The organism is Streptomyces sp. WAC 01529, from assembly GCF_003945545.1.
Lineage (GTDB): Bacteria > Actinomycetota > Actinomycetes > Streptomycetales > Streptomycetaceae > Streptomyces > Streptomyces anatolicus.
In genome coordinates this window covers 3,242,014-3,261,051 of sequence record NZ_CP029617.1, presented here as the reverse complement: position 1 = coordinate 3,261,051, position 19,038 = coordinate 3,242,014, and the positions used below count along the sequence as shown (strand labels likewise).

At 71.3% G+C, this 19,038-nt stretch carries 19 protein-coding genes; 12 read left to right on the top strand and 7 right to left on the bottom strand.

Annotated elements, in window-relative coordinates:
- Nucleotides 1-176 precede the first annotated feature (176 nt).
- The 4 genes from DMA15_RS14555 to DMA15_RS14540 all read left to right on the top strand — a co-directional run bounded on the left by DMA15_RS14555 (nt 177) and on the right by DMA15_RS14540 (nt 3,298).
- The gene (locus tag DMA15_RS14555) at nt 177-545 is read left to right on the top strand and encodes an STAS domain-containing protein (RefSeq protein WP_125513172.1); all 369 of its coding nucleotides are present in this window, start codon (nt 177-179) and stop codon (nt 543-545) included.
- Between the two features lie 249 nt (nt 546-794).
- Nucleotides 795-1,304 (top strand): ATP-binding protein, encoded by a 510-nt coding sequence (locus tag DMA15_RS14550; protein WP_125513171.1) that lies wholly within the window; start codon nt 795-797, stop codon nt 1,302-1,304.
- Between the two features lie 217 nt (nt 1,305-1,521).
- Nucleotides 1,522-2,277, top strand: a complete 756-nt coding sequence (locus DMA15_RS14545; RefSeq protein ID WP_125513170.1) for an LPXTG cell wall anchor domain-containing protein — start codon at nt 1,522-1,524, stop codon at nt 2,275-2,277.
- A 25-nt stretch (nt 2,278-2,302) separates the two neighbouring features.
- On the top strand, nt 2,303-3,298 hold the full coding sequence (locus tag DMA15_RS14540) for a DUF1573 domain-containing protein (RefSeq protein ID WP_240659794.1): 996 nt from the start codon (nt 2,303-2,305) through the stop codon (nt 3,296-3,298).
- A 210-nt stretch (nt 3,299-3,508) separates the two neighbouring features.
- Here DMA15_RS14540 and DMA15_RS14535 read toward each other — a convergent pair whose 3' ends face one another.
- Nucleotides 3,509-4,348, bottom strand: coding sequence for an alpha/beta hydrolase (locus tag DMA15_RS14535; RefSeq protein WP_125513169.1), 840 nt, complete (start codon nt 4,346-4,348; stop codon nt 3,509-3,511).
- A 115-nt stretch (nt 4,349-4,463) separates the two neighbouring features.
- Nucleotides 4,464-5,960 (bottom strand): oligopeptide:H+ symporter, encoded by a 1,497-nt coding sequence (locus tag DMA15_RS14530; protein WP_125513168.1) that lies wholly within the window; start codon nt 5,958-5,960, stop codon nt 4,464-4,466.
- Nucleotides 5,961-6,453: 493 nt separating this feature from the next.
- On the opposite strand from DMA15_RS14530, the gene DMA15_RS14525 reads away from it, so the two are divergent.
- Together DMA15_RS14525 and DMA15_RS14520 are read left to right on the top strand one after the other, a co-directional pair.
- Complete coding sequence (locus tag DMA15_RS14525; RefSeq protein WP_055534262.1) at nt 6,454-7,131, top strand: response regulator transcription factor; 678 nt, start codon at nt 6,454-6,456, stop codon at nt 7,129-7,131.
- 275 nt (nt 7,132-7,406) lie between these two features.
- Nucleotides 7,407-8,675: an ATP-binding protein gene (locus tag DMA15_RS14520; RefSeq protein ID WP_125513167.1), complete on the top strand. Its 1,269-nt coding sequence runs from the start codon at nt 7,407-7,409 to the stop codon at nt 8,673-8,675.
- Between the two features lie 49 nt (nt 8,676-8,724).
- Here DMA15_RS14520 and DMA15_RS14515 read toward each other — a convergent pair whose 3' ends face one another.
- Nucleotides 8,725-9,267, bottom strand: coding sequence for a GtrA family protein (locus DMA15_RS14515; protein ID WP_125513166.1), 543 nt, complete (start codon nt 9,265-9,267; stop codon nt 8,725-8,727).
- Nucleotides 9,268-9,470: 203 nt separating this feature from the next.
- Between DMA15_RS14515 and DMA15_RS14510 the strand changes: the two genes are divergently transcribed.
- The 3 genes from DMA15_RS14510 to DMA15_RS14500 are packed head-to-tail and all read left to right on the top strand — an operon-like array spanning nt 9,471 to nt 12,440.
- Nucleotides 9,471-10,676, top strand: coding sequence for a 5-(carboxyamino)imidazole ribonucleotide synthase (locus DMA15_RS14510; protein WP_240659793.1), 1,206 nt, complete (start codon nt 9,471-9,473; stop codon nt 10,674-10,676).
- Nucleotides 10,673-11,206, top strand: a complete 534-nt coding sequence (gene purE / locus DMA15_RS14505; RefSeq protein ID WP_125513164.1) for a 5-(carboxyamino)imidazole ribonucleotide mutase — start codon at nt 10,673-10,675, stop codon at nt 11,204-11,206. Before DMA15_RS14510 ends, purE begins: the two co-directional genes overlap by 4 nt.
- A 4-nt stretch (nt 11,207-11,210) precedes the next feature.
- Nucleotides 11,211-12,440, top strand: coding sequence for a dipeptidase (locus DMA15_RS14500; RefSeq protein ID WP_125513163.1), 1,230 nt, complete (start codon nt 11,211-11,213; stop codon nt 12,438-12,440).
- A 63-nt stretch (nt 12,441-12,503) separates the two neighbouring features.
- Here DMA15_RS14500 and DMA15_RS14495 read toward each other — a convergent pair whose 3' ends face one another.
- Nucleotides 12,504-13,661, bottom strand: coding sequence for an acyl-CoA dehydrogenase (locus tag DMA15_RS14495; protein ID WP_125513162.1), 1,158 nt, complete (start codon nt 13,659-13,661; stop codon nt 12,504-12,506).
- A 209-nt stretch (nt 13,662-13,870) separates the two neighbouring features.
- Here DMA15_RS14495 and DMA15_RS14490 point away from each other — a divergent pair, with 209 nt between their 5' ends.
- Nucleotides 13,871-15,214, top strand: a complete 1,344-nt coding sequence (locus DMA15_RS14490) for a UDP-glucose/GDP-mannose dehydrogenase family protein (RefSeq protein ID WP_125513161.1) — start codon at nt 13,871-13,873, stop codon at nt 15,212-15,214.
- A 55-nt stretch (nt 15,215-15,269) separates the two neighbouring features.
- On the opposite strand, the gene DMA15_RS14485 is transcribed toward DMA15_RS14490, so the two are convergent.
- From DMA15_RS14485 to DMA15_RS14475, 3 genes are all read right to left on the bottom strand, one after another.
- Nucleotides 15,270-16,172, bottom strand: a complete 903-nt coding sequence (locus tag DMA15_RS14485; protein ID WP_125513160.1) for an RNA polymerase sigma-70 factor — start codon at nt 16,170-16,172, stop codon at nt 15,270-15,272.
- 47 nt (nt 16,173-16,219) lie between these two features.
- The gene (locus tag DMA15_RS14480) at nt 16,220-17,425 is read right to left on the bottom strand and encodes an FAD-dependent oxidoreductase (protein WP_125513159.1); all 1,206 of its coding nucleotides are present in this window, start codon (nt 17,423-17,425) and stop codon (nt 16,220-16,222) included.
- A gap of 150 nt (nt 17,426-17,575) precedes the next feature.
- Nucleotides 17,576-18,085, bottom strand: a complete 510-nt coding sequence (locus DMA15_RS14475) for a CGNR zinc finger domain-containing protein (RefSeq protein ID WP_125513158.1) — start codon at nt 18,083-18,085, stop codon at nt 17,576-17,578.
- A gap of 96 nt (nt 18,086-18,181) precedes the next feature.
- On the opposite strand from DMA15_RS14475, the gene DMA15_RS14470 reads away from it, so the two are divergent.
- Together DMA15_RS14470 and DMA15_RS14465 are read left to right on the top strand one after the other, a co-directional pair.
- Nucleotides 18,182-18,544, top strand: coding sequence for a VOC family protein (locus DMA15_RS14470; protein ID WP_125513157.1), 363 nt, complete (start codon nt 18,182-18,184; stop codon nt 18,542-18,544).
- A gap of 13 nt (nt 18,545-18,557) precedes the next feature.
- Nucleotides 18,558-18,995 carry a VOC family protein gene (locus tag DMA15_RS14465; protein WP_125513156.1) on the top strand — a complete coding sequence of 146 codons (438 nt, stop codon included), beginning with the start codon at nt 18,558-18,560 and terminating at the stop codon, nt 18,993-18,995.
- The last annotated feature ends 43 nt before the right edge of the window (nt 18,996-19,038 follow it).

The window sequence follows — 19,038 nt, the reverse complement described above, 5'->3', positions numbered from 1 at the left end:
CGTCCGTGTCGATTCGTGTCTCTTCTACCCCTACCCGCTTCCGCGCGTCGCTCGCAAGTGCCTTGTGCGGGTAAATGTCCGATTTCGGGGGGATGTTCGGGTACCCCGAACCGTACGGAGGGCGTAATGTTCAGGGGCATCATCAACAGCCACGACGGTCGGAAGAGAGAGACGGCATGGACCGCGGCACGGTCGGCAGTGCGCACAGGGGCCGACTCCTGGTCGAAGTGCGGAAGGCGGGCACGAGCGCCGTCGTGACACCGGCGGGTGAGCTGGATCACCACACCGCCGATCTCCTGCGCGAGCCGCTGGAAAGCTGCCTCGCGGAGGGCTACGCACGGCTCGTCGTTGACTGCTCGCGTCTTGAGTTCTGTGACTCCACGGGGCTCAACGTGCTGCTCGGGGCCCGGCTCAAGGCCGAGGCCGCGGGGGGCGGAGTCCATCTGGCCGGGATGCTGCCGGTGGTGGCCCGGGTGTTCGAGATCACCGGTGCGGAGGCCGTCTTCACTCTCCACGAGACGCTCGACGCCGCCCTGGCGGACTGACCGTGACGGCTCCGCGCGAAAGTTACGCGTCAGTTGTCTCTGTGTGATCAAGGCGTTACCAGCGTCACACGGACCGGCCCGAACTAGTGGGTGTTCTCACGGTTCGGCCGGGCAGGAGAGACCTGGATCCGTCATCTGTCAGAACGGCAAGCAGCCGATGCCCCCTACTCGTCCACAGACCCCTACTTGTCCCAGAGTCCTCTGCGTGTCCAGAGTGCTCAGTCATCTTGTCGGTGAGGTGAAGCGCTGATGAGCACCACCCGGCCTTGCTCGCCGGGCGACCGCGGCCCGGAGTCCGAGGCCGCCGTCGCGGACGCGCCCGAGGACCGGGCTTCCGGGGCGCCCACGGCTCGCCAGGTCCGCCGGCTGAGCCTGAACGGCGCGAGCGGCATCGTCCCGCTCGCCCGGGACTACACGCGCGAGGCGCTGCACGCGTGGGGCTGGCTGCCCGCGGAGAGCGCCGACCGGCGTGCCGCCGCCGAGGACGTCCTGCTCGTCGTCTCCGAACTCGTCACCAACGCCTGCCTGCATGCCGAGGGCCCGGACGAGCTGTGGCTCTCCTGCGACGGCAAGGTGCTGCGCATCGAGGTATCCGACCGCGGCGCGGGGCAGCCCGCGCCCCGCACCCCGCACCGCGCCGGGCGCCCCGGCGGGCACGGCATGTTCATCGTCCAGCGGCTCTGCCTGGACTGGGGCGTGGTCCGCGGCTCCGATGGCACGGGCAAGACGGTCTGGGCGGAGCTGGGCGCGCCTGCCTAGGGTCTGTCCGCCGGAAAGGCCCTGGCGCTTCGGCCCAGGGCCAAGGCTGTTACCGACGGTTCGTACGCGCGCCGGATCATCGCGATCCGGCGCGTACTTTGTCTTCCCTCGGCGAGGTCCCGGGCGTACCTTGACGCCCAATCTGATGTGCCGTCAGTAATCCAGCGTTACCCCGCACCGCGGCACGCCACGACGACCGGCATGAGGGGATCACGAGGTGTCGTACACGAAATCGGCCGCGCTCGCGCTTGCCACCGCCCTGGCCGGCGGCTCAGCGGTGCTGATGGCCGCCCCTGCCGCGCAGGCCACCGTCCAGGACGTCGACTACAAGTGCAAGACGCCGATCGGCGACAAGAGCGCGGTCTCGCCGATCGACATCAAGAGCGTCAAGAGCGGCAGCGGCTACAAACTGACGATGTCCTTCCAGAAAGGCGTCTCGTCCAGCCCCGTGGAGCTTGGCAAGGGCGCGATGAAGCCAAGTGCGGTGATCAAGCTGGGCGGCGCCGAGAGCGGCACCGTGCCGGTCTCCGGTGCGGCGAACTCCGAGGCGATCCCCGCCAACACCCCCATCAAGATCAGTGACTTGTCGGGGACGTATACGCCCGAGAAGAGCGGCAAGGTCACCTTCACCGCCGGGGTCCTCACGATCAAGGCGCTCGGTACGACCACCACGTGCACGCCGTCCAACGACCCGAAGCCGTCGCTCGAACTGTCCGTCAAGGCGGCGGGCGGCGGGACGGGCGGCTCGGACTCATCGGGCGGATCGGACGGCTCGGGTGGGGCCGACTCCGGTACGAGCGGCTCCGGCTCCGGCTCCGGTACCAGTGGTACGTCCGGCGACGCCGAACTTCCGGAGACCGGCCCCACGGACTCCGCGATCGCCCTCGCCACCCTCGGCGGCACCGTGCTGCTCGCGGGCGCGGCGGGCACGCTCTGGCTGACCCGCAGGAACCAGGCGGCGCGCTCGCGGTAGCGGTTCCGGCGGCGCGGGGGAGGAAATGGTGAACGGCAAGGGGAGCGGGCCCGGCCTGTGGGCCGCCGTGGTGCTCGCGCTGCTCGGCGTGCTCCTGCTGCCGCCGGCCCCCGCTTCGGCGGCGGGCAAGCCGACCGTGACGCTCTCCAAGTCCCAGGCGGGCAAAGGGGGTTCGGTCACCGTCAAGGGTGCCGGGTGGCGGCCGAATGCCCTGCTCATGCTGCTGATCTGCGGCCAGTCCAAGCCCGGCAGGGGCGTGATCGGCGGCACCGGCTCCTGTGCCAACTCCGAGGGGCGCGCGGTCACCACGGACAAGGGCGGCGCCTTCAGCAAGAGGCTTCCGGTCGCCGAGCCGCCCAAGCCCTGCCCCTGCGTCGTCCACGTGGCGACGGTGACGGGGAAGAAGGCGCGGGCCGACGCAGCGTTCAAGGTCGCGGGCCACCCCGTGGAACCGCTGCCCGAGCATGCGGAGAGCGGCAGTCTCTCGACCCTCACCGGCACCGGCACCGGCCTCGACGGCTCCAGCGGCCTCCTGACCTGGTTCGGCGCCCCGCCGCGGCGCACGCTCGCCTTCACGGTCGACAACGTCGGCTCGGAGCCGGTCAAGGACCCCGTCTTCCAAGTCGGCACCTCCCACGGCGTGTTCGCGCCGCAGTGGGAGGAGCGGCCGTGGCGCGGGACCATCGCGCCGGGCAAGAAGGCGCGGATCGAGCTGCCGGTGGAGCTTTCGGCGGGGGCGCACGGCGACTATCTGGTCTCGCTGAAGTTCGGCGGGGAGATTCTCGCCGAGCAGCCGTGGGAGGTGGGCCGCCCCTGGGGTGCCACGGTCTTCTGGATCCTGCTCTGCCTCGTGGTGCCGGCCGCGGTCTTCCGCCTCGGCATGGCGGCGATCGACCACCTCCGCCACCCGCCCGGCCGCCATCGCGGCGGACGCCCACTCTCGTCGGGGACGTCACGTGGGGCCCCGCCAGGGGCGCGGGGAACTGCGCGCCCAGCCGGGGACGGCCCGCGGTCGCCGTAGAACCGTGGAGGGCAGACGCGTCTGCGGGTTGTCTTTTGGTTGCGCGCGCAGTTCCTCGCGCCCCTGGCGGGGCGCTTCCCTGAGGGGCGCGGGGAACTGCGCGCCCAGCCGGGGACGGTCCGCGGTCGCCGTAGAACCGTCGTGGGCAGACGCGTCTGCGGGTTGTCTTTTGGTTGCGCGCGCCGTTCCCCGCGCCCCTTCGGGGCGCTGCTAGGGCTGCGAGCCGAGCCAGTGGAGGACCGCCCCCGCGAGGCCGGGGGAGTGGAGGAGTGGGGCGCCATGGGCCGCGCCCGGGACCGTTCGGGTCGTCACCCGGGTCAGGCCCGCCCGGCGCTGCGCCGAGGCCAGCTCCGCGGAGTGGGCCGGGGGCACGTAGTCGCCAGCGGAGTGGACCAGGAACAGCGACGCGTCATCCGCGCCCGACGCATGGGTACGGGCGGCCAGGTCGTCCCACCGGGCCCAGCACCGCAGCCCCCCGAGATCCGGGGCGCACCCGGCGAGGCGCACGGCGGCCCGCCGCAGGGCCCGCCGCTCGGCGGAGGCACCCGCCTCCCCGCCGTCCGCCCACGCCCGGTACGGCGAGGCCACCGGGGAGAGAGCCACGACCCCCCGTACCCGCGAACGCCCCGCCCCATAGGAGCCCGCCTGCAAGGCCAGATGCCCGCCCGCCGACGAGCCGAGCACGAACGGCCGCTCCCCGCCCTCCCGCCGCCGCACCCACCGCAGCGCGGCCAGCACGTCATCGCGCTGCGCGGGCCACGCCGCGTCCGACGTCAGCCGGTAATCCGTGTCGTACACGGTGAAGCCGCGGGCCGCGAACCACCGCGCCCGCCCGCTCCAGTCCGTGTCCCTGGCCCACGAACCGCCGTGCAGGATCACCAGGGCGGGCCGGCGCGCGGACCGGGCCCCGTACACGGTGATGTTCTGGCGCTCATGCGAGCCGTACGAGAAGAGCCGCCCGGACGGCGGCGGCTCGGGGGCCGCCTGCGCGGCGGCACTGGACGACAGCAGCGCCCCGCAGAGGGCGAGGGAGACAAAGGTGCGGCGCATGGGCCCGATCGTCCTCCGGCGAGGCGCCCAACACCCGTACAAACGCGGAGGGCCACCGCACCGGGTGGTGCGGCGGCCCTCCGTTCGGTTCAGGCGGGGCCTGAACGGGGGAGCGTCAGTTGACGGAACCCATCAGCTGCTTGACCTTCTTGCGGGACGTCCAGATGCCGAAGCCCGCGATGACCGCGATGATCGCCTCGACGGCGACGGCACCCGAGTTGTTCAGGTCGATGCCGAGCTGCGGAGAGGTCAGCAGACCCGTCACGGAGTCGCCCGCGGTGACCGCGAGGAACCAGACACCCATCATCTGGGCGCTGTACTTCTCCGGCGCCATCTTCGTGGTGAGCGACAGGCCGACCGGGGAGAGGCACAGCTCACCGACGGTCTGGATGAAGTAGATCGCGACCAGCCACATCGGGCTGACCCGGCCGCCGTTGGCGGCGGTGTCGATCAGCGGGATGAGGAAGACGGCGAAGGAGATGCCGATCAGCGTCAGGCTGGAGGCGAACTTGACGGCCGTGCTCGGCTCCTTGCCCCGCTTGTTCAGCCACAGCCAGGCGGAGGCGACCACGGGGGCGAGCGCCATGATGAAGATCGGGTTCAGCGACTGGTACCAGGAGGTCGGGAAGTCGAACCCGAGGAGGTTGTTCGTCGTCGACGTCTTGCCGAAGATCGACAGCGTGGAGCCGTTCTGGTCGTAGATCATCCAGAAGACGGCGGCGACCACGAAGAACCAGATGTAACCCGACAGCTTGGACTGCTCCAGCTGCGACAGCTCCTTGTCGCGCTTCATGCGCGCCAGGACGACGATCGGGATGAGCAGACCCGCGATGATCAGCGGCATCAGCGCCCAGTCGGCGAAGTTCCCGGTGACGCCCATCAGCGTGTAGAGCGCGGCGGCGGCGATCAGCCAGAGCAGGCCGGTGCGCAGGGCGGAGGCGCGCTGCTCCGGCGTGGCGGGCTGCGAGACCACGCTGCTCTGGGCGCTCAGGTGGCGCGAGCCGAGCATGAACTGGGCGAGGCCGAGGGCCATGCCGGCCGCGGCGAGCGCGAAGCCGAGGTGCCAGTTGACGCTCTCGCCGACCGTGCCGATGGAGAGCGGGGCGAGGAAGGCACCGAGGTTGATGCCGATGTAGAAGAGCGTGAAGCCACCGTCGCGGCGCGGGTCCTTCGGGCCGTCGTAGAGGTGGCCGACCATCACGGAGATGTTCGCCTTCAGCAGGCCGGAACCGAGCGCGACGAGCGCGAGACCGGCGAAGAAGGACGCCGAGCTGGGCAGCGCGAGGGTGATGTGGCCGAGGATGACGACGCAGGCACCGATGATGACCGTCTTGCGCGGACCCCAGAAGCGGTCGGCCATCCAGCCGCCGGGCAGGGCGAGCAGGTAGACCATCGACATGTAGACGGAGTAGATCGCCGTCGCCGTCGTGGCACTCATGCTCATGCCGCCGGGGGCGATCAAGTACAGCGGGAGAAGTGCCTTCATGCCGTAGAAGCTGTAGCGCTCCCACATCTCGGTCATGAACAGTGTGGCCAGTCCGCGGGGGTGGCCGAAGAAGGTCTTCTCGGTGCCAGGAGTGCTGGCGGAGTCCTTCGTCAGGCTGGACGCCATGGGTCGATCCTCGTGGGTTCGGGACGCGCGACAGGAGCGTGAGCGCGCCCGGTGGGGGGCGGTCGGCACCGGTTTCGCACACCCCTGCCCCACGCCCGGGGGAGGTTCACCCCCCGGGGAGGGGGAGAGGGAAGGCGAACTCCGGGATCCACACCCTGGGCGCAACCTCGCGCGCAGGGCCCGACCACAGGTCATTCCTTTCAAGGCTGGCCGAAGCCGGCCCGCACATAAAAGAGACCTAAGGCGCGCACAGCGGGCCAAAGGTCCTTGAATAGTGCATCAGGCGTTGGGTCACCATACGACACGGCGGGGATGCATATGGAAGGACTTGAGAGATGGATCACAGGTTTCGGTGCAACCAACGGCACACAAACAAAGGTGTTTCTCAAGATCGCTTCCCATAGCCGAAGGCCGCGCCCGTGCCCTGTCCTCCGGGGGGCTCCACTGTGCGATCACCGCACGGCCCTTGTCCACCGCGGACTACCATCACTCCATGACCCGTGTACTGCTCGCCGAGGACGACGCGTCCATCTCGGAGCCGCTGGCCCGCGCCCTGCGCAGGGAGGGTTACGAGGTCGAAGTGCGTGAGGACGGCCCGACCGCTCTCGACGCCGGACTCCAGGGCGGTGTCGACCTGGTCGTACTCGACCTGGGGCTCCCCGGCATGGACGGCCTGGAGGTCGCCCGCCGCCTGCGCGCCGACGGGCTCACGGTGCCGATCCTCATCCTGACCGCGCGCGCCGACGAGGTGGACACCGTCGTCGGCCTCGACGCGGGCGCCGACGACTACGTGACCAAGCCGTTCCGGCTCGCCGAGCTGCTCGCCCGGGTCCGGGCGCTGCTGCGGCGCGGCGCCACCGAGCACAAGGAGGCGCCGTCCACGCACGGGGTGCGGATCGACGTCGAGTCGCACCGCGCCTGGATGGGCGACGACGAACTCCAGCTCACCGCGAAGGAGTTCGACCTGCTCCGGGTCCTGGTGCGCGACGCGGGCCGGGTCGTCACGCGCGACCAGCTGATGCGGGAGGTCTGGGACACGACGTGGTGGTCGTCCACGAAGACGCTGGACATGCACATCTCCTGGCTGCGCAAGAAACTGGGCGACGACGCGGCGAACCCTCGCTACATCGCCACGGTCCGTGGCGTCGGCTTCCGCTTCGAAAAGAGCTGAGCCTCGCCGGGGGCGTCAGGAGCAGCTCCCTAGGGGCGCGAGGAACTGCGCGAGCAACCAAAAACAGACTCGCACCCGCCGTTGAACCGCCGTAGGCAGACGCGTCTGCGGATGGTCCTTCGGTTGCGCGCGCCGTTCCCCGCGCCCCTGACGGGGCGCACCCAGCGCCCTCAGGACAGCGCCCCGAAGGGGCGCGGGGAACTGCGCGCGCAACCAGGAACAGACCCGCACCCGCCGGGGAACCGCGGCGGCACCAGATCCGCGACACTGAGTAAATGCGCCGCCGACTGATCAACAGCACCCTCGCCGTAGTCCTCGTGGTGATCGCCGTCTTCGGAGTGAGCCTCGTCATCGTAGAGACGAGGACCATCAGCAGCAGCGCCCAGGAACGCGTCGAATCCGAGGCGCTCCGCCTCGCCAGCATCGTCGACAGCCGGCTGATCAGCGAGGAGAAGATCACCGGAGCCATCCTGCGGGACCAGGTCGCCAGCGACCGGTACGCCCGCATCGAGATCCCGGGCCGCAAGCCCATCGAGATCGGCACCCGCCCCGGCGGAGACGTCATCAGCGCCACCCGCCCCGGCGAGCAGGGCGAACAGGTCACCGTCCAGGAGCCCCGCGCCGCCGTCACCCGGGAAGTCGGCCGGACCCTGCTGATCATCGCGGCCGTCGCCCTGCTCGCGATCGTCGCCGCGGTACTCCTCGCCGTACGCCAGGCCAACCGCCTCGCCTCCCCGCTCACCGACCTCGCCGAGACCGCGGAGCGCCTCGGCTCGGGTGACTCCCGGCCCCGCCACAAGCGGTACGGCGTGCCGGAGCTGGACCGCGTCGCCGACGTCCTCGACGCGTCGGCCGAGCGGATCGGCCGGATGCTGACCGCCGAGCGCCGCCTGGCCGCGGACGCCTCGCACCAGCTGCGTACGCCGCTGACCGCGCTGTCGATGCGCCTGGAGGAGATCACCGTCACCGACGAGCTGGACACGGTGAAGGAGGAGGCGACCATCGCGCTGGCCCAGGTGGAACGGCTGACGGACGTCGTGGAGCGGCTGCTCACCAACTCCCGCGACCCCCGCACCGGCTCCGCCGTCGCCTTCGACCTGGACGAGGTCATCAAGCAGCAGCTGGAGGAGTGGCGCCCCGCCTACCGCAGCGCGGGCCGCGCCATCGTCAGCTCCGGCAAGCGGCACCTGGAGGCGGTGGGCACGCCGGGCGCGGTGGCGCAGGTCCTCGCGGCGCTGATCGAGAACTCCCTGATGCACGGGGGCGGTACGGTCGCCCTGCGCACCCGCGTCACCGGCAACCAGGCGGTCATCGAGGTCACGGACGAGGGCCCCGGCGTGCCGCCCGACCTCGGGGCCCGCATCTTCGAGCGGACCATCAGCGGCCGCAACTCGACGGGGATCGGCCTGGCGGTGGCCAGGGACCTGGCCGAGGCGGACGGCGGCCGCCTGGAGATGCTCCAGACGAAGCCGCCGATCTTCGCGCTCTTCCTGTCGCGTACGCCCGTCTCCAGGACGGAGACGGTGGCGGAGACGGTCAGGTGACCGCGGGAAGGGCGGAGAGGAACAGGGTGGCGCCGGAGAGGCGGAGGCGTCAGCCCGCGCGCCGAGCCGCCGACCGCTCCTCGGACTCGGCCTCCCCGGGCTGCCCGGGCTCCCCGGACTTCTCCGGCTTCTCCAGGAACGATTCCGCATGGGCGACCACGGGCAGCGCCTTGAAGACCCAGGTGCGGTAGGACCAGAAGCGGAAGAGCGTGGCGATGCCCATGCCGAGGAACTTGAAGAAGTTGGACTGGAGCCTGCTGTCCCAGCCGAACCAGTACGTCGCCACGTAGAGCACGCCGTTCTCGATCACCAGGCCGACCACGCTGAACAGCAGGAACAGCGTGAGTTCCTTGGTGCGGCCGCTCTTGTCGCGGTCCCGGTAGGTGAAGTAGCGGAACCCCACGTAGTTGAAGGCGATGGCGACGACCGTGGCGATCACGCTCGCGCGCACCACGTGCAGATCCGTGAGGTGACGTACGAGGTTGAAGACGCCGAAGTTCACCAGCGTCCCGACCGCCCCTACGGCCCCGAACTTGGCGACCTCGCGCCCCAGCTGGTCCAGTCGCACCCGTAGTGCGCCCCGTTCCGTCATGGTGGTCGCCCCAGCCCCCGTCGATTTCGTCACCGGCCCGTTCGGCCGGTGTTCCTGACCGGGCCCGTTCGGCCGGTCGTGTACGTGCCGACGGATTGGTGTTTCGGTCGTTGTCGACCCAGCCATGCTAACCAGCGGTCCGCGCGGGCGCGCGCGGGCGTCCGGACACCGTGGCACCGCTGGGACGGGAGGGGGCGCGGGCGATGGGATCCGGCCGTTCCCGGGTGGCCGGGACCGGCCGATACCCTGTGGGTGTGACGTTCCCGGTAGTCGGCATGGTCGGCGGCGGTCAGCTCGCCCGCATGACCCACGAGGCGGGTATCCCCCTCGGCCTGAAATTCAAGCTCCTCAGTGACACCCCGCAGGATTCCGCGGCCCAGGTCGTCGGCGATGTCGTCATCGGCGACTATCGCGACCTGGACACGCTGCGTGACTTCGCGCGGGGCTGCGATGTGATCACCTTCGATCACGAACACGTACCCACCGAGCACCTCAGGGCCCTGGAGGCGGACGGCATTCCCGTGCGCCCGGGGCCCGACGCGTTGGTGCACGCCCAGGACAAGGGCGTGATGCGCGAGAAGCTCACGGCGATCGGCGTGCCGTGCCCGCGCCACCGGATCGTGAAGGACCCGGCCGACGTGGCCGCCTTCGCGGCCGAGGGCGCCACGGACGGCGGCGACGGCTTCCCCGTGATCCTGAAGACGGTGCGGGGCGGCTATGACGGGAAGGGGGTGTGGTTCGTACGTTCGATCGAGGACGCCGAGGACCCCTTCCGGGCCGGTGTCCCGGTGCTCGCCGAGGAGAAGGTCGACTTCGTGCGCGAACTGGCGGCGAACGTCGTCCGCTCGCCGCACGGCCAGGCCGTGGCCTACCCCGTCGTCGAGTCCCAGCAGGTCGACGGCGTGTGCGACACGGTGATCGCCCCGGCGCCCGGCCTCGACGAGGCCCTGGCGGGCGAGGCGCAGGAGCTCGCGCTGCGCGTCGCCAAGGAGCTGGGCGTGGTCGGCCACCTCGCGGTCGAGCTGTTCGAGACACCCGATGGACGCATTCTCGTCAATGAACTGGCGATGCGCCCGCACAACTCCGGCCACTGGACGCAGGACGGCGCGATCACCTCGCAGTTCGCCAACCACGTGCGGGCCGTCCTCGATCTGCCGCTCGGGGACCCGCGCCCGCGCGCCAAGTGGACCGTGATGGCCAATGTGCTCGGCGGTGACTACCCCGACATGTACGCCGCGTATCTGCACTGCATGGCCCGCGACCCGCAGCTCAAGATCCACATGTACGGCAAGGACGTGAAGCCCGGCCGCAAGGTCGGCCACGTGAACACCTACGGCGACGACCTGGACGAGGTCCTCGACCGCGCCCGCCACGCAGCCGGCTACCTCAGAGGAACGATCACCGAATGAGCTCCCCCGTTATTGGCATCGTCATGGGCTCCGACTCGGACTGGCCCGTCATGGAGGCCGCCGCCAAGGCCCTCGACGAGTTCGAGATCCCCTATGAGGTCGACGTCGTCTCCGCGCACCGCATGCCGCACGAGATGATCGCGTACGGCGAGCAGGCGGCGGACCGCGGCCTGAAGGCGATCATCGCGGGCGCGGGCGGCGCGGCCCACCTGCCCGGCATGCTGGCGTCGGTGACCCCGCTGCCGGTGATCGGCGTCCCCGTCCCGCTGAAGTACCTGGACGGCATGGACAGCCTGCTCTCCATCGTGCAGATGCCCGCGGGCGTACCGGTGGCGACCGTCTCGGTCGGCGGCGCGCGCAACGCGGGCCTCCTCGCGGCCCGCATGCTCGCCGCGCACGACGCGGAACTCCTCGGCCGTATGCGGGAGTTCCAGCAGGATCTGAACGACCAGGCGCGGGAGAAGGGCAAGCGGCTGCGGACGAAGGTCGAGGGGGCGGGTTCCGGATTCGGCTTCGGTTCGGGAAAGTGATCGCATGACTTCCGCCAGTGATCCCGCGATTCCCCTCGGCGCCGCTCCCGGCGCTCCTCTCGACGAGGCGCGCGCCCTGCTCGCCGACTTCCCGGTGGTCGACGGCCACAACGACCTGCCGTGGGCGCTGCGCGAGAAGGCGGGTTACGACCTCGGCCGCCTCGACATCGCGGCCGACCAGACGGGCAGCCTGCACACGGACATCGCCCGGCTGCGGGCGGGCGGTGTCGGCGCGCAGTTCTGGTCGGTGTACGTGCGTACGGACCTGGCCGGCGACGCGGCGGTCAGCGCCACGCTCGAACAGATCGACTGCGTCGAGCAGTTGCTGGCCCGCTACCCGGCGGACCTGGCCCGCGCGCTGACGGCGGCCGACATGGAGAAGGCCCGGAGCGAGGGCCGCATCGCCTCCCTGATGGGGGCCGAGGGCGGCCACTCCATCAACAACTCCCTCGCCACGCTGCGGGCGTTGCACACGCTCGGCGTGCGCTATATGACGCTCACGCACAACGACAACATCGCGTGGGCGGACTCGGCGACGGACGAGCCGGGCGTCGGGGGCCTCTCCGCCTTCGGCCACGAGGTCGTCCGCGAGATGAACCGCACCGGCATGCTGGTCGACCTCTCCCACGTGGCGGCGACGACGATGCGGGCGGCGCTGGACACCTCGGTGGCCCCGGTGATCTTCTCGCACTCGTCCGCGCGGGCGGTCTGCGACCACCCGCGCAACATCCCCGACGACGTCCTGGAGCGGCTGCCCGCGAACGGCGGCGTGGCGATGGTGACGTTCGTACCGAAGTTCGTGCTCCAGGCGGCGGTCGACTGGACGGTGGCGGCCGACGAGAACATGCGCGCGCACGGCTTCCACCCCCTCGACACGAAACCCGAGGCGATGAAGGTCCACGCGGCCTTCGAGGAGTCGACGCCCCGCCCGATCGCGACGGCGTCCACGGTCGCCGACCACCTCGACCACATGCGCGAGGTGGCGGGCATCGACCACATCGGCATCGGCGGCGACTACGACGGCACGGCGTTCACCCCCGACGGCCTGGACGACGTCGCGGGCTACCCGAACCTGATCGCGGAACTGCTCACCCGCGGCTGGTCCCGCCCCGACCTGGCCAAACTGACGTGGCGGAACGCGGTCCGGGTGCTCGGCGCGGCGGAGGACGTCGCCAGGGACGAGCAGTCCCGCAGGGGTCCGTCCCTCGCGACGCTGGAGCAGCTGGACGGCTGAGCGCACGAGGGGGTGCCGCCCGGCCGGGCGGCACCCCCTCGACGTATGCCAACTGCCCGCGTACTACGGCAGGTTGCGCGCCATCACGATGCGCTGGACCTGGTTCGTGCCCTCGTAGATCTGGGTGATCTTCGCGTCGCGCATCATGCGCTCCACCGGGTAGTCGCGGGTGTAGCCGTAGCCGCCGAGGAGCTGGACGGCGTCCGTCGTGACCTCCATCGCGACGTCCGAGGCGAAGCACTTGGCGGCCGCGCCCTGGAAGGTGAGGTCCTTGTCGCCACGCTCCGACTTGGCGGCAGCCGCGTACGTCAGCTGGCGCGCGGCCTCGATCTTCATCGCCATGTCGGCGAGCATGAACTGCACGCCCTGGAAGTCGGCGACCGGCTTGCCGAACTGCTTGCGCTCCTTGACGTAGCCCGCGGCGTAGTCGAGGGCGCCCTGTGCGATGCCGAGGGCCTGGGCCGCGATGGTGATGCGGGTGTGGTCCAGGGTCTTCATCGCCGTCGCGAAGCCCGTGCCCTCCTCGCCGATCATGCGGTCGGCGGGGATGCGGACGTTGTCGAGGTAGACCTCGCGGGTGGGGGAGCCCTTGATGCCGAGCTTCTTCTCCGGGGCGCCGAAGGAGACGCCCTCGTCCGACTTCTCGACGACGAAGGCGCTGATGCCCTTCGAGCGCTTGGTCGGGTCGGTGACGGCCATGACCGTGTAGTACTCGGAGACGCCCGCGTTGGTGATCCAGCGCTTGACGCCGTTGAGCACCCAGAAGTCGCCGTCGCGCACGGCCTTGGTCTTCATGCCCGCCGCGTCCGAACCGGCGTCCGGCTCGGAGAGGCAGTACGAGAACATGCCCTCACCGGCGGCGAGCGGGCCCATGTACTTCTTCTTCAGCTCCTCGGAGCCGGAGAGGATGACGGGCAGCGAGCCCAGCTTGTTCACGGCCGGGATGAGGGAGGACGAGGCGCAGACGCGCGCCACCTCCTCGATCACGATGACGGTCGCCAGGGCGTCGGCGCCCGCGCCGCCGTAGCTCTCCGGGACGTGCACGGCGTGCAGGTCGTTGGCGACGAGGGCGTCGAGGGCCTCCTGCGGGAAGCGGGCCTCCTCGTCCACCGCGGCGGCGAACGGCGCGATCTTCGCCTCGGCCAGCGAGCGGATCGCGTCCCGGAGCATGTCGTGCTCCTCGGACGGGCGGTACAGGTCGAAATCAGCCGATCCGGCCAAGGTCTCTCACGCTCCAAGGATGCTAATTACCGTTAAGTAACCCAATTTTAGTGCCGCCGCCCGCGCCACGGATACGTGAGCTTGGCGACAGCCCGCGAGCGCCCTCGCCGACCGGGGCGAACACGCCCCGTGAGCGGCCGGGACACGCCCGACTATGCTCGGTCAGCGCACGCGCAGCCGTAAGCCCCGCACACCCTCTGGAGCACCGCATGGCCCTCAAGATCACCGTGATCGGCACCGGCTATCTCGGCGCCACGCACGCCGCGGCCATGGCCGAACTCGGCTTCGAGGTCCTCGGTCTCGACGTCGTGCCCGAGAAGATCGACATGCTCCAGCGGGGCGAGGTCCCCATGTACGAGCCCGGCCTGGAGGAGCTGCTGCGCAAGCACGTCGCGGGCATCGAGGGCTCCAGCGGCCGGCTGCGCTTCACCATGGACTGGGCGGAGGCCGCCGACTTCGGCGACGTCCACTTCATCTGCGTGAACACCCCGCAGAAGCACGGTGAGTACGCGTGCGACATGTCGTACGTCGACGCCGCCGTGGAGTCGCTGGCCAAGCACCTGAACAAGGCCGCCCTCGTCGTCGGCAAGTCCACCGTGCCGGTCGGCAGCGCGGACCGGCTCGCCGCCCGCATCCTGGAGCTGGCCCCCGCGGGCGACGAGGTCGAACTGGCCTGGAACCCGGAGTTCCTGCGCGAGGGCTTCGCCGTGCGGGACACGCTGCGCCCCGACCGGATCGTGGTCGGCGTGCGCAGCGAGCGCGCCGAGAAGCTGCTGCGCGAGGTGTACGCGACCCCGGTCGCGGAGGGCTCGCCCTTCGTCGTCACCGACTTCCCGACCGCGGAACTGGTGAAGACCTCCGCGAACTCCTTCCTCGCCACGAAGATCTCCTTCATCAACGCCATGGCGGAGGTGTGCGAGGCCGCGGGCGGCGACGTGGTGAAGCTGGCGGAGGCGCTCGGGCACGACGACCGGATCGGCAAGAAGTTCCTGCGGGCCGGGATCGGCTTCGGCGGGGGCTGCCTGCCGAAGGACATCCGCGCCTTCATGGCGCGGGCCGGTGAACTCGGCGCGGACCAGGCGCTGACCTTCCTGCGCGAGATCGACTCCATCAACATGCGGCGGCGCGGCCAGATGGTCGAGATGGCCCGCGAGGCGCTGGGCGGCGGCTCCTTCCTCGGCAAGCGGGTCGCGGTGCTCGGCGCCACGTTCAAGCCGGACTCCGACGACGTCCGGGACTCTCCCGCGCTCAACGTCGCCGGGCAGATCCACCTCCAGGGCGGACAGGTCACGGTCTACGACCCCAAGGGCATGGCGAACGCGCGCCGCCTCTTCCCCACGCTCGGGTACGCGGACACGGCGGTGGACGCGGTGCGCGGCGCCGACGTGGTGCTGCACCTCACGGAGTGGCGCGAGTTCCGGGAGCTGGACGCGGCGGCGCTCGCCTCCGTGGCGGCGGCGCCGGTCATCCTGGACGGGCGGAACGCGCTCGACCCCGCGGTGTGGCGGGCGGCCGGGTGGACCTACCGGGCGATGGGCAGGCCGGCGGCCTAGCGGGGCCCTTCGCGCCGCCCCGCCGGGTCACCGGCCCCGCGCCCCGCGCGTGCCCTCACCGCAGGGACAGCGGCGTCTCCGCCCCGACGTGGGACAGCTTCTCCGGGTTGCGGACGTAGTAGAGGCCGGTGATCCGCTCGCTCGCCTCCTCGACGCGGACCGCCATCACGCCGTCCAGCTCGCCGTCCAGGCGTACGAGGAGCGCGGGGCTGCCGTTGACCACCGTGGGCTCGGTGGTGATCGTGACCCCGGCCTTGGCTGAGCCGCCGAGGTAGAAGCGCGCCACCTTGTCGGCGCCCGCGACCGGCCGCAGCGCGGCCTGCTTGACGCCGCCGCCGTCGCTCACGAGGACGACCTCGGGGGCGAGCACGTCGAGGAGGCCCTGCATGTCCCTGGTCTCCAGGGCGCGCTGGAACGCCTCTATGGCCGCCTGTGCCCTGCGCGGGGAGACCGTCTGGCGCGGGCGGCGCGCGTCGACGTGCCGACGGGCGCGGTGGGCGATCTGGCGTACGGCGGCGGGGCTCTTGCCGACGGCCGCCGCGATCTCCTCGTAACCGATGTCGAAGACCTCGCGCAGCACGAAGACGGCACGCTCGGTAGGCGAGAGCGTTTCGAGGACGAGCATCATCGCCATCGACACGCTCTCGGCCAGCACGACGTCGTCGGCGACGTCCGGCGCGGTGAGCAGCGGCTCGGGCAGCCACTGGCCGACGTACGCCTCCTTGCGGCGCTTCATGGTGCGCAGCCGGTTGAGGGCCTGGCGGGTCGTGATCCGCACCAGGTACGCGCGCCGGTCGTCCACCTGCTCCAGGTCGACCTTGACCCACCGCAGCCAGCTCTCCTGGAGCACGTCCTCCGCGTCGGCCGCCGAGCCGAGCATCTCGTAGGCGACGGTGAACAGGAGGTTGCGGTGGGCGAGGAACGACTCGGTCGCCGGGTCGGTGGGGTGGTCACTCATGTCTCGACGTCCTCTTTTCTCGGCGTCCTCATTCGTCCGGTGTCCGGTCAGGCCGTACGTTCGGCGGTCACCGGCGCACCGACGGGCCCGGCCTGGCGCAGCAGGCGGCGCCTTGCGTCTCCCGGGACGCGGTGCAAGCGGTAGGAGCCGGGCTTGCCCGCCTCGGCCGCCAGGTGCTTGAGGACGACCTTGTACACGGTCTCCTTGGCCTTCGCGGCGAGGTTGCCGTCGACGTGGAAGCCCATCGCCACGTCGGACCTGTTGGCGAGCTGGAAGATGCCGTCGCGCCGGCCCAGGCTGACGCACCAGGCGCTGAACGGCTGCTTCAGCTCCGCGGGCCGCTCACCCGCGATCCGGCTGAGCACGGTGTCGGCGGCCCGCGCGCCCAGCGGCAGCGCGGACTGGCACCCCATCCGCAGCGGCAGGCCCGACGGCGCCGCCGAGTCCCCGGCCGCCACGACGCGCCCGTCGTCCACGCTGGTCAGCGTCTCGTCCGTGAGCAGGCGCCCCAGCGCGTCGGTGCGCAGCCCGCTGCGGGCGGCCAGGTCGGGCACGCCGAAACCGGCGGTCCAGAGGGTGACCCGGCTCGGCAGCTCGCGGCCGTCGGCGAGCCGTACGGCGTCCCGGGTCACCGCCGTCACCTCCGTACCGGAGCCGTCGAGCACGGCCACCCCGAGCCGGGCCAGCCGCGCGGCCACCGACCGACGGCCCTTGGTGTGCAGGGCGGGGCCGAGGACACCGCCGCAGACCAGGGTCACGGCGCGGCCCGTCTCCGCCAGCTCGGCGGCGGCCTCGATCCCGGTCGGACCGGCCCCGACGACCGTCACCGGCGCCGTCGCGGGCGTGGCGTCCAGGAGCGGGCGCAGCCGCCGGGCGTCCTCCAGGGTGGCGATGGGGTGGGCGAACTCGGCCGCCCCGGGGACGGCCGGGTCGGCGCTGCCGCTGCCCACCGCGTAGACCAGGTAGTCGTAGCCGACCGTGCCGCCCGAGGCCAGCGCCACGCTCCGGCCCGCCGCGTCGATCCGCTCCACGGTGTCGACGACGAGCCGGACGCGCTCGCCGAGGACCTCGCGGTAGTCGACGACCGCGTCGCCGGTCCCGCCCACCACCTGGTGCAGGCGGATCCGGTGGACGAAGTCCGGACGCGGGTTGACCAGCGTCACGGTCACATCGCCGCGCAGGGTCAGACGATTGGCCGCCATCACGCCGGCGTAACCGCCGCCGATCACGACCACATCGGTGTTCTCAGCCATGGTGTCTCCTCCGCTACAACGGGCTCGGCCCCGGCTTCAAGGGGTTCGGCCTCGAATTCAAGGGGTTCGGCCTCAAGACACCGGACGCTCCATGGCTGTGACAGTCTGTGGCGCAGGTCACTCCGCGCGGGGTGCGGCTGGTCCATCTGGCTACCGCTTCTTCCGCGCCCGGTACGCCCGCATCTTGGCGCGGGCCCCGCACACCCCCATGTCGCACCACCGGCTCCGCCCGGCCGGGCTGCGGTCGTAGTAGGCCCAGCGGCAGGTCACCGCCTCGCACGCCTTGAGGCGCGACCACGTACCGGAGACGAGCGCCTCGGCGACCGCCGACGCCACCCGCGCGGTGAGCGACGCCGCGTCCGCCGGGGCGAGCGACGCCGCGCCGGACGCCGCGTCCACCCGCACCAACAGCGGGCCCGCCGCGAGGAGTTCGCTCAGCTCGCGCACCGGCGCGTGCGGCGGGTGCCCGGCGTGCGCGAGGCATGCCGCCCGCAGCGACTCGCGCAGTTCACGCGCCGCGGGCACGTCCCGCGGGGCGAGCCCGAAGGCGCTCCGGCCCTCCTCGGCGTCCAGGCGGTCCGCACCCGTCGCCAGATCCACGCTGTTCACCAGCTCCTGGATCAACGCGAGTCCGCCCGGCGCGGGCGCCCTGTCATTCATGGTTGCGACGTTACCGCTTCTGGGGGAGCATGAAGTAACGGTTACCGGTTATACGGGGTTATGCAGTAACCCCGCATCAGCAGACCTGGAGAAACCATGGCTTTCGCCAAGCTCGGTGTCGTCGTCCTGGACTGTCCCGACCCGCTCGCCCTCGCGGAGTTCTACGCCGCGGTCATCGGCGGCACCCCCACCCCCGCCGACGAGGGCTGGGTCGACCTCACGGGCCACGGCGGCACGGCCCTGGCCTTCCAGGAGGCCCCCGGGTACGTACCACCGAAGTGGCCCGCGCCCGACGGGTCGCAGCAGTTCCACCTGGACCTCACGGTGGAGGACATGGACGCCGCCGAGGAGCAGGCCCTCGCGCTCGGCGCCACGGTCCTCGACGCCGCCGACCGTGATCGCAACTGGCGTGTTTACGCCGACCCGGCGGGGCACCCGTTCTGCCTCTGTGCCTGCTGAGAAGGAGGAGCCCATGGTCGACCAGTACGACCCCCACAGCACCCACAGCACCGACAGCACCGACCCCGCCCCCATCGCCCGCCTGCGCACCGTCGTCTTCGACTGCCCCCGCCCCCGCGAGCTGGCCGAGTTCTACGCCGCGATCATCGGCGGCACCATCGAGGGCGACGACGACTGGGTCGACCTCCTGGCCCCCGGACGCGTCAAGGTCTCGTTCCAGCGGGTGCCCGACCTGCGCCCGCCCGAGTGGCCGCGCGCCGACCGCAACGCCCAGCAGGTCCACCTGGACCTCGACGCGGGCAGCACCGAGGAGGAGATGGACGCCGCCCAGGAGAAGGTGCTCGCCCTGGGCGCGCGCCCCCTGGACGTGGACGACGACGGCGGCAAGCGCGGCTTCCGCGTGTACGCCGACCCCGTCGGGCACCCGTTCTGCCTCCTCAGGATCTCCTGACCGAAGCGGCCCCGGAGCCGACCCGAGCGGCCGCAGGGCGCCG